The organism is Caballeronia sp. SBC1 (genome assembly GCF_011493005.1).
In the GTDB taxonomy this organism is placed as follows: domain Bacteria; phylum Pseudomonadota; class Gammaproteobacteria; order Burkholderiales; family Burkholderiaceae; genus Caballeronia.
The window spans coordinates 82,697-96,080 of the sequence record NZ_CP049160.1; the positions used below are offsets into that span (position 1 = coordinate 82,697).

Below are 13,384 nucleotides of genomic sequence, written 5' to 3' on the forward strand. Positions count from 1 at the left end.
ATGAACTGTTTGGGGGTATGAGGCATGGTCAAGAGGCTATCGGACGAGGCGACAAAGAAACGATTGCGTGCAGCGCGACTGCTGCTCAAGGGGAAAAAGCCTGCCGAAGTCGCACTCGAAGTGGGGGTGGCCCGGCAAACCGTGTACACGTGGAAGGCCTTGCTCGATGAAGGCGGGATCGAAGCGTTGCGTAGGGTGCCATCGAGGGGCCGTCCTGCCAGACTGGACGAGTCCCAGTTGGAAGGTTTGCGCCGAGCCATTCTGCAAAAGCCTACCGAGCACGGCTTTGGTACAGAGCTTTGGACGCTCAAGCGTGTGGGAGGGCTTATCGAACGGCTGTACGACGTCAAGTTCGGCCAAACGCAAATCTGGCGAATCCTGGGCGCCTTGGGCTTTAGCGTGCAAAAGCCTGAGAAGCGGGCCATCGAGCGCGACGAAGATGCAGTGCGCAGTTGGAAACGCAGTACGTGGCCGGCTCTCAAAAAAAAGCCCGTCGAGAAGGTCGACTGATTGTCTTTGTAGACGAGTCCGGAATCAGCGAGCGCCCTACGCGCGTGCGCACCTGGGCGCTCAAGGGTCAGACGCCGGTCATCCAGTTTCACTTCAACTGGAATCACGTCTCGGTGATCGCCGGACTCACGCGCACCAACTGTTTGTTCAGATTGCACGAGGGCAGCATCCGCAAGGAAGAGATCGTCGAATTTCTCAAAGCACTCAAGGCCCATCTCAAGCAACCTCTGCTGGTAATCTGGGATGGTTTGAAGGCGCATCGCAGCCGCTTGGTGCGCGACTATCTCGATGCACTGAACGGGCACATCCAAATCGCCTTTCTTCCTCCCTATGCCCCGGACCTCAATCCGGTCGAATATCTGTGGGCGTGGCTCAAGCGACATGGGCTGGCCAACTACTGTCCTAACGATCTGAGCGAGTTGCAGTTCACCGCGCGCAACAAACTCAAGAGCGCTCAAAAGCGACCCTCGATCATTGCAGCGTGCTGGATGCAGGCTACGCTCTGGTAATGTCATGAATAGTGGGTAGCCGCGTTCCCTCTCAGAAACGCGGCCCCCGAAGAACTGTACGTGCAAGTTTCCCTGCATACAGCTCGAGCACAGCGTTAAGCGCCATACTGACGCCGGTCTTGCCATTGCAGCGCAAGCCCTTCGCAAACGTCACATCGTCGATTCGCCTCATCGCTAAGGCGAAGGGCGCTGAACCGTAGTCAGACCGGTTACTCACAAGCTGCCCTTCGTTGAATCTCAAATGCTGGCCTGCGACAACTGCACCACGTGGAAGTCTGCACCCTTTCGGGCCGGGGCAAATCTGGAACCCCTATACGACCTATTACAGGTCGTCATTCGCTTTCTCCGCGTTCTCATGCCCGCTTCCCCAACAGCTCCCCTTGCGGGTTACTTGCCGCTACTCCGATACCTTGGAGCAAGGGCGGGAAATCGGGGTTACCACGTTCCCAATCCTGCCGACCCGATTGTTGTCGGGCCTATCCGTTTAGCACCTGCCTATCCCCCGGTGGCATATCTGGCGACGTGCACTCATCCATAAGAAGTGCAACCAGCCACACACCTTTTGGTTAGAGCCATTCAGCAGTTTGGGCTCTTCTGAGATTACGAGGGTTAAAACGGCAATTCACTTATGTTGTGCATGCGGAACTTGCCTAGCCTTCACACCGCGCGACTGCTGGCAGTGTCGAATCCTTCCCTGTCACCAGGGTGAGCCGTCTTTCGAAAAGTACATTGTCCCCGGAGCTTCATACCCGATCGTTACCAATCACGCATGTCCGGGTAGGCAACTGCTGGTCGCACAGCAGGTCACAGCTTCAACCTCCAGTATTGCGATGCTGAATGTGACAAGGCAGAAAAGAGCTTTGCCATCCGTTACTGCATGCCGATTCACGCTCGGCGGACGGCGACACGTGTCGCACTATGGAAGTCTCAATAGCAGCGGCCGCTCAACCAAATGAGCCGGCCGTCCGCAACGGGTCGACTCCTGCCCGATGCGGACCGATCAACGACAGCCTACTCCGCTAGTTCAACATCGGACCGGGTTCGGCCACATGCAGCCACACCCGCCCATACACGGGTCCGCCGTTGTGGAGATCTGAAGCAATGCTAGCTATCGATTTAAAAAGCAAGGAACGGAGCGTCTCAAACTGACGATCACGATACTGTCCCAGCATGCGCTCTGGCCGTTCCGATGGATATGCTCCGAGCGCTTCAAATGACTCTACGAAAGGGACTCACCATGTCAGTACTGGGAGCATATAAGTCTTTCTTCGAACGCTGGTCGAAAACCTGTTGGTGCAAGGCCCGGGGTGCGTGTAACACACCCGCCCAGAATGCTGATCCGTCGTTTCCGCTCCCGCGGCCCAACGCTGAGACGGCACAGGCTGCAGAGATAAGAAGCGAGTTTGGCCTTCCGGAGCCACGCCGTATTGAAAGCTTCAGTGATGGGGCTTTCGCGATCATCATTACGCTACTTGTCCTGGAAATCCACCGCCCGAATGCGGCGCCGGGTTAGATTGGGCGAAGAGCTTCTGGCGGAATGGTCTTCCTACTTGGCCTACGCGATTGCGTTCATCTACGTTGGAATCATCTGGCTCAACCATCACTACATGTTCGAGCGTCTCTGTAAGGTGGATGTGACGCTCAACTGCTTCAATCTTGGCATCGTTGGCACCGCAGCCTTGATCCCGTTTCCGACCGGCGTGCTGGCGGGTGGATTCCGCGACGGTAACCTTATGGATCAGAAGGCAGCCGTGGTGCTTTATGCCTTAATAGCCGGACTGATGTCGGCATCGTGGCTCCCTGCTTTTCGGCATTTGCATCGCCATCCTGAACTCTTGAAGCCGCACCTGCCAGCGGCTGCTTTTGCGTCGCAGGTGCTTCGACCGGCGCTTGGCATCCTGCTTTACTTCGTTGCGGCTGTGCTAGGTTGGTTTGTTCACCCGCTTCTCGCGGTTGGGATCTTCATCTTGGTTGTGGGCTACTACGCCTTGACGAGCCAGGGCATCTATTCGAACCGCTGAATGCTGGGCGAGGTGATCGGCGTGCCCTGCGACCGGACAACGCAGACGGTCGAGAGACGGTCTGCGTTGTCCGGTCGGTCGACTCTCCACCCGCATGGGGATGATTAGACAAGTTCGAACGCCACATCATCAGGATGAACTGCCGCTCGGACGGTCCGACATTATTCGGCGGCTGGATCGTCCGGGATGAGTCCTGCTCCCACGCCCTTCTGGATTGACGTGGGTTGTTGGCTGACCTCCGCGGGAGGCGTCTGAGGCTGGGAATCACGTTGGAGCAGGGCGAGCAGCTCCGGGCGTAATCCGTCCCCTCGATGCGCAACCAACGCATGAAAAGAAAGCAACGGCAACATGATTGGACTCCTGTTGATGATATCTACCTTCGTTGACCTTGCCGGTAGCGACTCGCTTGTCGCTTGACGGGAAGCGTCCTCTACAGAGACATCAACCTATCACTGTGCGCACCTAAAAAAACTCCGTTTCTTGCGGTTCAATCTCGTCGTGCTTCGGGCCGCTCCACAAACGAACGAAGCGCCCCTTTTAAACGCAAAGGCATTTTTACTGACAGCGGCCCTCTGTGGGAGGAATTCTTTTTACCGACAGCAGCAGTGCGTTACCGACACGCGGCGGACTTCAGCTTTCCACCGCGAGCGTATTCAACGGGGGTCGCAAAGCGCCGGTCGCCTTCCCAGGACGACCACCCTATGGCCACCGCTTCTGTTGACCGTTGCTGCCGATTCCCGGTAGTCCAAGCAATTCCGTGCTTTCGAGTCTAACTAACCGTGCGTTAGCCCAAGCCAGGCGTCGCGCACGGATTCTGTAACGTCCGGCGCGGCGATGATCGGGACGAGTACGTCGATGGCGCGAATCACTGCGCTTCCCAGTGCGCCGGAGGAGCTATTGACTTGCTCCAGCGCGGGCGAGACCTTTTCGAGAAGCGGAACTGCGCCGTCGGCCGCAAGAATAGGGTCGGTGCGCGCCGCGTGCTTGATTTCTGTTACCGCTTCCTTCAGACGTTGAATCGGCAGCGCTGAGCGCCAACCGAAAGCCTGACGTCGAAAGTGGGAAGCGAATGCCCACTTGTGGGAGCTACTTCGGACCGTTGGAGTTTTCAATCAGCGAGTGCTCATGTAGGACAAGTAGAGCGAGGCCTGCAAGCCCTGAAGCTTTTTGCGGTAATCCAAAATGTCGTAGTGGCGACCTTGTCGCTCAAGGTTGAGCAGTTCAAGCAGGAGTCGCATCGCGCGTTCCGGACTCGTCTGCGTTGAGGGCTGCGCTGCGATCAGGAGGCGCGCGAGAGCGGGTCTCTCGATCAAAATCCAGGCAGGGAACCAAGCGATATCCGTGATATCGCCGGCGCCTTCAAAGCTCGTATAAAACTTCTTGAGCAACGAATCCAACGACTTGTCGCCCATTCGTTCGACAAGTCCGGCACAGCGCTCCGGCGCGAGCCATGCGAGTTCGGCCAGGAGGGGCCATGTGTCCTCCAGTGCGTCGAGCCGGTAGGAGGCTTCGGCCATCCATGCTAAAGGCGCTGGAATGCGACGCCATGATTCGATAGTAAGGACCGCGTTGCGCGCATCCGACCAACCGCCTGCCTTCAGCCATAGCGCTGCTGCATGCGTGTCGGTCGAATCGGCTCGGAAGGGCAGCGAAGTCGCGCGCTGCGCCAGTTCCCGCCATAGGGGTAGAAGCCATCTGCTGCCCGCATGTTCGCTCCACATGCGCAGGGCCGCCGGCGTGGTTTTTTCAACGAGGGCACACCGTGCTTCAGCCGCGACCTCATGCTTGGAGAACGCGATGGTTGACCGCAGATCGAGAGCTCCGGCCAGATCGGTCAGTTGGGGAATGCTGTCGTCATCAGGATACTCGTCACTCAGCCGCCGAAGGGTCTGCTGTGTCTCGTGCGCGTCGTAGCGTTGCAGCGCGCTCAGGACATCGTTGCGCAGCATCACATCGCGGCTGTCTGCAAAAATATCGAGTTGCATGCTTGATATCGGGAGCCGGCGGCTGTTCAAGTGAAAGCCAATTATGCCATCGACATCTACCGTTCGGGATTGATTGGACGGAGCGACGCCGGCCGTCAAGGATCGGCGTAATCGAGCAGGGGATGATCGGCCTGATACGGCCATCGAACGAGGTCTCGAGACGGGATTGCGGAGGCTGGTTTTGATCGAATCCAGAGGTGTCACGCAGGGTGCGATGATGGACCGGACAATACGTGAATGCGGCAAACTGGAACAACGTCGCGTGAAATCCAGTCTCAGCGCAAGATTGCCTGAAGCGTAAAGACGGACTGGCGGAATCGAGTGTCACTTCGTGGCTGCTCCTCAAACATAATGCGCTTTGAAGTTCGGCGGGGGACCCTCAGGGTTCTCACGAGATTGGGGACATCGACGGAATAGGGGAGAGCGCAGATCAATGCGACGTCTGCAGTGGTCGGGCGCAATGCCGACAGCACTTCCGTGCGTTGCCGCTAGCTTAGACGGCGAAGCGTCTGAAACTTCGGAAACCGGGATCACGCCGACTCGAACAGATAGGTCTTGGCAGATCGCGCGGCGTAGCTGCGCTGAGCGGCCATCGTTGGTGGAGCGGGCACGTCCCCACTGCCGAAGAAAATTTAGACACTGCTTTGATGAAAGGATTGGCACCGGTTCCTTATTACAGCGCCAATAAGACGTCGTGTTCTTCGTTCGCCCGGCGTGGCAAGCAGTCGCTGGTCAAACCGGGCGATCACCTTCAGGTCGTTGAGCCGACACTAGTTTCGAGAACTGCCGACGGGCTGCTCACGGCTGTGCTCTTTGGCGGCGTTTTTTTCGTCGGCGCCTTTTTTGCGGCTGCCTTCTGCGTCGCATTCACCACAATTTTCTTACTCACAGTCTTCGCAGTCACGGCCTTCTTCGCAACTGGCTTCGAAGCTACCGCTTTCTTCGCAGCTATCTTCCTGGCTGGAGTTTTTTTGCCAGCAAGCTTCGCGCTACCCGATTCCGCTGAACTGCTGTTGGCACCGTCAACGAGAAACCTCGTTCGGTCCTTCGCTGCTGCAAGCCACGAGGGCGCCGGACCACGTCCGCTCCATGTGGCTCCAGACTTCGGGTCGAGGTATTTTGCCGGCTGCGGTCCTTTACGCTGTCCCTTGGAAGCAGGTGCGCCTGCAGCTACTGAGGCTTTTTTGGTCTTGCTCACAGGGCTCACGCTCGCCGCGCGAACGGCGTCAGTACCGCTCACAATCAGGAACTTGGTGCGGTCCTTTGCATCCGCAATCCACGCCGGCGCGCGACCGTGGCCGGTCCAGGTGGCGCCTGTCTTAGGATGTTGATACTTCGGCGGGGTGCCGCCTTTTAGACTACGGGCAACCTTCGCCTTGATGTTTGGCGTGCTCCCATTCGCCGCTTTAGCTTCGCGCTTCGCCTTTGCTTTAACTTCGATGTCGACGGTGGTCAACCCGTGCGTCAGCATAATTTTTCGAATTTGGTCGACCGCTGCTTGTGCCTTTCTTGCAATCAACGTATCCGCTTGTGCCTGCAATTTCTTGATCTTTTCTTGGATCTGTTCGAGGGTGGGCATTGAGAGCTCCTTAATGGATATGGCCGCACTATGCCATGAGCGTCGGTTGTGTGAAAGCACTGATAGGGTCTTCGCGTTACGCAGATGCAACCAACGATGACGGTCGTACCGGTGAAGGTCCGTTGCGATTTGAGGTTATGTGCCATCGTTTGTGCACGCCCGATAACGCCGGCTCCATACGAGAGGAGGCGCTGTTTCTCGCAAAGCAGCGACCGTCCGAGAGTAGGGCTGTCGTTCGATTTGACCGTCTTTGAGCATGGCCCGAAGCCCTGTTGAAGAAGGGTTTTACTGAAGCGCCTCCAAGAAGCGAGGTACAGGTCGCCATTTTCGTGACTTTCATTCAAATAACCCCCTCAATAAAGATCTAGGACGTTGCGTCTTCATGTCGGTGTTGTTACGCTGGCGCCCAACCCGAGAATTTGTACCTTTGCGTTAGTCGGTGACGGCGCAAAGGCAAAGGCCTTGGGCAACCTTTGACGAGAAGAGAGGCATTCATGGCAACAACCGCTACGAAGAAAACCGCGGCTCCCGCTACGAAGAAAGCGGGAACGCCCGCTACGAAAAAAGCGCCAACTGTCAGCAAGAAAGCTGCGCCAGTCGCGAAGAAAGCGGCCGCACCAGCAGTGAAGAAGCCGGTTGCGGCATCTCCCTTGAAACCGATCAAGGATACGTTCACGAAGGCATCGCTGACCATTTACCTGGCCGAGCGCTCGGGCGTGGAGCCAAAAGCAGCCAAGGCGTTGCTGGCGGCCCTCGAAGAAACGGTGCTCGCTTCGATTCACAAGAAAGGCGCGCAGGAGTTCACCCTGCCGGGCTTGCTGAAGGTGGTCGCGCAAGACGTGCCGGCTAAGAAGAAGCGCTTCGGCAAGGATCCGTTCACGGGTGAAGACAAATGGTTTGCAGCGAAGCCGGCTTCGGTGCGCCTCAAGGTGCGCCCGCTGAAGAAGCTGAAGGACGCCGCGCTGTAAGTGAAACTGTTCTGACGTGATAGCGCCCCTCGCGACAAAAATCCGAGGGGCGTTTTCCATTCGCCGTCGTGGTGGACGACGTCGACGCGGCGATGGGATTGCAAATAATGGTTGGCGGCAGCGAGCCAGCTGCCATCCACGCCCTCGGGTGACGGCCAAGCGCCAACTTGCAAACCACCTGACGCCGGCTATCTTCTTCGTAGGCAACGACACCAATTGCTCTGGTTGCCAGTCCAGAGAGCAGTGAAGACTAGCCGATGCGCAGCAGCGATATCTGGCTCTCCAACGACGCGCGAAGCTCATTCGAATCGGACCGTGTACCGCAATGCGGGCGCCGGCGACTGACGCAATGGCCACTCACGTATTTGGCGCAAACCACTCGCGCACGAGAGCGCCATCTCTAAGAATGCGAAGACGTCCGGCCTGCGCGCAGTACTCGGCGCTCATCTCAATGTCTGCCAACTGCGCGGTAACTCGAAGGCTACGGATTCGCAGCATTGGTCTCTCCAATGTGATGAGTCGGTGCCCGTGTAAGCCCCTGACACAACCGTCCGCGACTGAAGGTGGGACGGAGCGAAGCAACCCGTCTATTGGACCGGGCGCGACAGCCACATGACATCGACCGGCCTCTCTGTAGGCAAGGGCGCTGCCTGCCGTAGACCGCTTTAAAAGTGTCACAACTTCGGCAATAAAACTGTCACTTCGCGTGTTGGTCAGTCACTTTCGCAAAAAAAGCGCGCCGGTTCAATGACTTAGCGCGAGCGAAGGAAAATCGTCACTGCCGCCGGTCCGCGAGCGTGTCACTGTGTAATCCGCTTGGGTCGCTTTCCTGCGTTGCGGAGCGCAAAAGCAAGCCTAGGGAAAGCATGAAGATCGTACTCTTTCTTTATGATTTTATTATACGTAATCCTGATCTATGGCCGCGGCGCAACGGTGTGGCGGCATAGCAGGTGGGACCGCCTTCGGTACGAAAGGATGCGGTGAATTGTACTGCCATCGGTGTCCCAGAAGGACATGACCGAGGCGCTCGCTAGAACCTCCGTGCCGGCCTGTATCCCTTGCTGCGTAAGCGGTTCAGCTCCAGTAGTTGACCCGCTCCCTGCGACCGAACTCACAGGTTGAATATACCTCGGTCACTGGATAGAACCCCTTGCTTTGGGTTCTATCATATCTGATGCACGGCATCGCTCTGGATCAGATTGAATCTATGTGGTATTCCTAACTGTATATCCTTAGTTGCAGTCACACAACGCTACTCCTCGGCCCTCTACGGTTAAGCAAGAACTGCTGATGGCGCCTCCCAAGCGCGCGCCCATGCGGCAGGCACAGGTGACGGGCAACCGCCGGTCGCGATCGAGAATCATCCGCAAAATCATAGAGTTAAGGAAAAAGGCACCAAGCACGATGCGAAGTGACAAAGTTAATACGGACCTATGCGAAGTGACAGTTTTACGTCGTTCCGACTGCAAGCAAAAGTGTCACCTCAGCGGCGCCTCGGCCCGATGCTTCGAGGTCCGGGCGGTGACACTTTTAATTCGGTCTACGGGAAAGCAGCGCGGATTGTCGTGCGGGCGACGCGACGGACATTGGAGCCTTTCGTTGTCGCGCTCAAGGGAGCTTGTTTTACCGGAAGTCCACTCCGTGAGTCGCTGACCAATACATGGAGAAGTCGCTTTGCCGCTTGGAGTGGAGCGAGTCAATCCAAGAAATCCCCCACAAGGACGCAACGTAGTCATGGTCGACCAAATTCTCCGCATGGGGTTTCCTCGCTGGCGAGGTACCTTTAGCGCATGTATATCGATGTTCCGCGTGTCCGGGGAAAATGCCTCGCTGACGCGCTCTCAGTTCATCGCGCTCTCTCGACAGATACCGTTGTTGTACTTCATTCTGGTAACAAACACTGCAGGACTGGCAATCACCCACGTCCACTCGACTCCAGCCCCTCTTTCCATATGGGTGCCAGCATTTCTGTGCCTAGTTTGCGTTGTCCGCTTCGCTTGGTGGCTGCGCACTCGCCACCATGACGTCGATGCGGCTACGGCGGCAAGACGCTTGCGCCGGACGGTTCGTCTCGCAGCGGTACTTGCCGTGTTTTTTACTGCATGGAGTCTCAGCCTGTATCCGTACGGAGATGCATATCAGCAAATCCACGTCGCTTTTTACATGGCGATTACGGTCATCGGGTGCATTTTTTGTCTGATGCATCTGCGAGCGGCGGCGCTATCGCTGACTGTAATTGTGATCATACCGTTCGTGATTTTCTTTCTGTCGACCGGGAAACCTGTATTCGTCTCGATCGCGGTCAACCTCTTTCTCGTATCGGTCGCGATGGTCGTTATATTGCTGACCTATTACCGGGACTTTGCCAGATTGATTGAATCCCGAGAGGAGTTGCATTTGAGGCAGATTGAGACTCAGCGTCTCAGTGACGAAAACTTCCGGCTGGCGAATCTCGACTCGTTGACTGGACTGCCGAATCGACGCGCATTCTTAGCTTGTCTGGAAGGCGCCGGGCCATCGATGTTTCAGGATGGCGGAGTTGCGGTGATCGGTCTGGTGGATCTTGACGGCTTCAAGCTGGTGAACGACGCTTACGGTCATGCCAGCGGCGATTGGGTGCTTGCAGAAGTAGGGCGCCGATTGCAGCAATTCGAGGATTCGTCCGCTTTCCTGGCGCGCCTCGGAGGTGATGAGTTCGGTGTGTTGCTCCGCGGGGATCTTTCCAACGATGAGATTACCCATCGTGGAACGGAGATTTGCTGTGCACTGCGGCTGCCTTACCATTTGCCGGATACGACTGCCCGGCTGTCTGCCTCGATCGGATTCGCCGTATCGCGGGGTAGAGTCGAACGCGTCGACGTGCTGTTTGAACGAGCCGACTACGCGTTATACAACGCCAAGCAAAATTCGAGGGGCAAGCCAGTAATATTCTCAGCGGATCATGAGATCGAGCGGCGCAGATCAGGTCTGGTTGAGCAAGCGTTGGCGCAAGCTGATCTTGAGCGCGAATTATCGTTGGATTTTCAGCCCATCATTGAGTTACCCGCAACTCGCATTGCGGGCTTCGAGGCGCTGGCACGCTGGACTAACAGTACGATAGGCAAGGTTCCACCAGCGGAATTTATAAGGCATGCAGAGCGATCGAATCGCATCCTGCTGATTAGCGAGATTTTGCTGGAAAGGGCGCTTGAAAGTGCGAAGCAATGGCCGGATCACGTGCGAATTTCGTTTAATCTGTCAACGCGCGATATCGAGTCTCCCGAAGCGACCAGGAGGATCATCGAAATCATCTCGGCGAGTCGCGTGCCTGCGCAACGAATCGAACTGGAAATTACAGAAACAGCGCTCGTGAGTGATTTCGATGTGGCAAGCGACTCACTTCGACTCCTGAAGCAACTTGGCGTCCATATTTCGCTGGACGACTTCGGCACAGGATTCTCGAGTCTGAGCTATGTGCATAGGCTCCCATTGGACAAGATAAAGATTGATAGAAGTTTTGTCGGAGAGATCGCGACAAACACCACGAGTCAAAAAGTGGTGAAATCGGTCGTTGATCTATGTCGAAACCTCAATCTCGATTGCGTTGTCGAGGGCGTGGAGACAGAAGATCAAGTCCGTATCCTGAGGGACCTGGGTTGCCGGAAGATGCAAGGCTACTTATTTGGCAGGCCGATGTCAGCTGAGGAAGCATTGTCGCTCCTTACAGAGGAAGTGAAAAATCCACGCTATTACCCATCTTGAGCGCACCATGACGTTGCTGAGACGGTCGATAGCCACAAGCCGAACGCTATTAACGGCTCAGACTACCCCTCCATAGCGCGCGTTTCGATCGACGTTGTAATTGCGCAAACCTGTCATTAGAGATTGTCTCGTACCTCAATGACAAGTGGCTTTTATGCTTTGATTTTTAGTATCAGCACATTTCTGAACGAGCCGCTGCCTTCGCCCGCAAGTCACTCGATCGGACCGTGCTCGACAACATGGTCGGGATTCGTACTCGTTCCACCATCAAACCGCATAGTCATCCTAATAGTGTGTTAGGTGGCGAGATTGCCTGAGCGCAAACGCGCCTGCAGCTTTCTGGCCGCTACCGAAACGCAGCGTGAACGACATGCCTTGTCCAGTGCCCAGGCGCGCTTCTGAGACTGCGCGGCAGTACTGCCGTCCTTGTATCGAATACACCTTGAAGGACTCTGGCGCATTCCACGCACACAGGCCCAAGCGAATTGGGCGCTTTGGGGTTTTATTTGGTTATCCAATTGAGTCAGAGCGAGCCCACAATTCCCAATGCGACGCAGAACCAAAGTGATCAAATCCCATTGCTTGGGATTTACCGGAACCTCTTCCTAAAGGACATCGGTTGTCCCCCATGAAGCGGCGCTTTTGAGGCGGGCGAATACCCGGTCTCGGTCGGGCAAGGTCTATCGCCGGTGGGGCGGAGGGTCGGCCACAGGCAGACTTCGGTTTAAAGAGAATGAGCGCCTCACAGCTCCGGAGCACTGACCGTTGTTATATCACTGCGGCTCACGTTAGCTCGTCGATTAGCCATTAGGCCGCTTTCACAGCATCGAACACGCGCACTGCGTGAAAAGGTGACGTTTTCGTCGGTCAACGGAATAGATAGCGCAATGCTGGTAGAACAGATTGACCGCTATGCGCCAAGCTTTCAGAGCGCATCGGTCATTTGACCGATGCCGTCGAGACAGGCCGAATGCCATCATCTCTATCAGGGCAGCTTTCATGTCGCGATGACGCGAGCTCGGTCCTGCCGACAGCCCAACGCAGCAAAAGCCCTGCGCATCGCTGAAGGCGACGCAATCGACAAAATCTTAGAGGAGTTTCAATGGCTACTCATCTTTCAGATACCACTCGCCTCCAGGGCGAGCGCTGGCTAAAACACTATTACTTTACCCGCGCCGCGTTTTCTGTCGTGTGGGTCGCGCTCGCGTTCACCATTGGGCAGCATGTCACGGCGATAGGAGCCGCACTGCTTGTCATCTATCCCGTATGGGACGCGCTGGCCAATTACGTCGACATGTCACGTAGCGGTGGAATGCGCGGAAACCTTACTCAGGCGTTCAACGTCTTCGCTAGCGCGGCGATTGCGATCGCGGTAATTGTGGTATTGAGCGTCAACACAAGCTTGGTGCTTGATGTATTCGGAGTCTGGGCCGTTCTGTCCGGATTACTTCAGCTTGCAACCGCCGTTCGCCGCTGGAAGCGCTTTGGTGCGCAATGGGCAATGATTTTGAGCGGAGGCCAGTCGGCGCTGGCTGGCGCGTTTTTCATCGCGCAGGCCCACGCAAATGTGCCTCCCGCGATTGTAAAAGTGGCCGGCTACGCGAGTGTCGGCGCGATCTATTTTCTTGTCTCCGCGCTGTGGCTATCGGTCGGACAACTGCGGCACAAATTTAATTCGGGAACCTAAATAGATGGATTGCCGCGCCTATCATTTCGCAGGGTAGTGACGGCTTGGGGTGGCGACATTCGGATACTTCGTGCCCAAGGAGCTTTAAGGGCAAAAAAATCGGTTTCTTGAGGCCGCGTCCTTACGGGTTCGGTCAACTCGTAAGAGCGATCGGCTTCACCATCGCACCGAAACGCGCGTTGACCTCGCGCAACTTGCCGGGACGCACCTGATCGACGGCGGTTTTCACGTTGTTCTAGATGCTCCGGCGTGGAATCTTCCATGCGCCGAGCTCGGGTTTGCGAACATCAGCAAAGCGACCTGCAGCAATCGCGCGACTAAGGCTCGCGGTATGTCAGCTGGTTCTGTCGCAATAACGATGCTGCGATAAAGTTCAGGTTACCA

General features: G+C 56.4%; 8 protein-coding genes and 1 pseudogene. 6 read left to right on the plus strand and 3 right to left on the minus strand.

The genetic code is table 11. From position 1 onward, the window contains the following. Positions 1 to 24: 24 nt before the first annotated feature. The 3 genes from SBC1_RS38670 (at position 25) to SBC1_RS38680 (ending at position 3,040) form a co-directional block, all read left to right on the plus strand. A protein-coding gene (locus tag SBC1_RS38670; protein ID WP_165989385.1) for an IS630 family transposase occupies positions 25 to 1,019 on the plus strand; the annotation gives its coding sequence in 2 pieces (ribosomal slippage) (positions 25 to 490 and positions 490 to 1,019; 996 coding nt in all). Positions 1,020 to 2,256: 1,237 nt separating this feature from the next. Continuing rightward, positions 2,257 to 2,532, plus strand: a complete 276-nt coding sequence (locus SBC1_RS40785) for a TMEM175 family protein (RefSeq protein WP_165989386.1) — start codon at positions 2,257 to 2,259, stop codon at positions 2,530 to 2,532. After that, positions 2,447 to 3,040, plus strand: a complete 594-nt coding sequence (locus tag SBC1_RS38680) for a TMEM175 family protein (RefSeq protein ID WP_243830344.1) — start codon at positions 2,447 to 2,449, stop codon at positions 3,038 to 3,040. The genes SBC1_RS40785 and SBC1_RS38680 overlap by 86 nt, the downstream gene beginning before the upstream one ends. A 791-nt stretch (positions 3,041 to 3,831) precedes the next feature. Here the strand turns inward: SBC1_RS38680 and SBC1_RS38685 are convergent. From SBC1_RS38685 to SBC1_RS38695, 3 genes and pseudogenes are all read right to left on the minus strand, one after another. After that, positions 3,832 to 4,152: pseudogene (locus tag SBC1_RS38685) on the minus strand (hypothetical protein); the annotation flags it as partial. Further along, positions 4,153 to 5,025, minus strand: coding sequence for a hypothetical protein (locus tag SBC1_RS38690; protein WP_165989391.1), 873 nt, complete (start codon positions 5,023 to 5,025; stop codon positions 4,153 to 4,155). It lies immediately after the preceding pseudogene. A 751-nt stretch (positions 5,026 to 5,776) separates the two neighbouring features. Beyond that, positions 5,777 to 6,604 (minus strand): H-NS histone family protein, encoded by an 828-nt coding sequence (locus tag SBC1_RS38695; RefSeq protein ID WP_165989392.1) that lies wholly within the window; start codon positions 6,602 to 6,604, stop codon positions 5,777 to 5,779. Between the two features lie 494 nt (positions 6,605 to 7,098). On the opposite strand from SBC1_RS38695, the gene SBC1_RS38700 reads away from it, so the two are divergent. From SBC1_RS38700 to SBC1_RS38710, 3 genes are all read left to right on the plus strand, one after another. Further along, a complete protein-coding gene (locus tag SBC1_RS38700) occupies positions 7,099 to 7,572 on the plus strand; it encodes an HU family DNA-binding protein (protein WP_165989394.1) in 474 nt (157 codons plus the stop codon). Positions 7,573 to 9,306: 1,734 nt separating this feature from the next. After that, positions 9,307 to 11,313, plus strand: a complete 2,007-nt coding sequence (locus tag SBC1_RS38705; protein WP_243830345.1) for a bifunctional diguanylate cyclase/phosphodiesterase — start codon at positions 9,307 to 9,309, stop codon at positions 11,311 to 11,313. Positions 11,314 to 12,415: 1,102 nt separating this feature from the next. Next, positions 12,416 to 13,000: a DUF308 domain-containing protein gene (locus SBC1_RS38710; protein ID WP_165989396.1), complete on the plus strand. Its 585-nt coding sequence runs from the start codon at positions 12,416 to 12,418 to the stop codon at positions 12,998 to 13,000. The last annotated feature ends 384 nt before the right edge of the window (positions 13,001 to 13,384 follow it).

Coding starts and splice junctions, on each gene's coding strand:
- SBC1_RS38690 (WP_165989391.1), bottom strand. CDS start 5,025: ATGCAACTCGATATTTTTGCAGACAGCCGCGATGTGATGCTGCGCAAC.
- SBC1_RS38700 (WP_165989394.1), top strand. CDS start 7,099: ATGGCAACAACCGCTACGAAGAAAACCGCGGCTCCCGCTACGAAGAAA.
- SBC1_RS40785 (WP_165989386.1), top strand. CDS start 2,257: ATGTCAGTACTGGGAGCATATAAGTCTTTCTTCGAACGCTGGTCGAAA.
- SBC1_RS38710 (WP_165989396.1), top strand. CDS start 12,416: ATGGCTACTCATCTTTCAGATACCACTCGCCTCCAGGGCGAGCGCTGG.
- SBC1_RS38705 (WP_243830345.1), top strand. CDS start 9,307: ATGGTCGACCAAATTCTCCGCATGGGGTTTCCTCGCTGGCGAGGTACC.
- SBC1_RS38695 (WP_165989392.1), bottom strand. CDS start 6,604: ATGCCCACCCTCGAACAGATCCAAGAAAAGATCAAGAAATTGCAGGCA.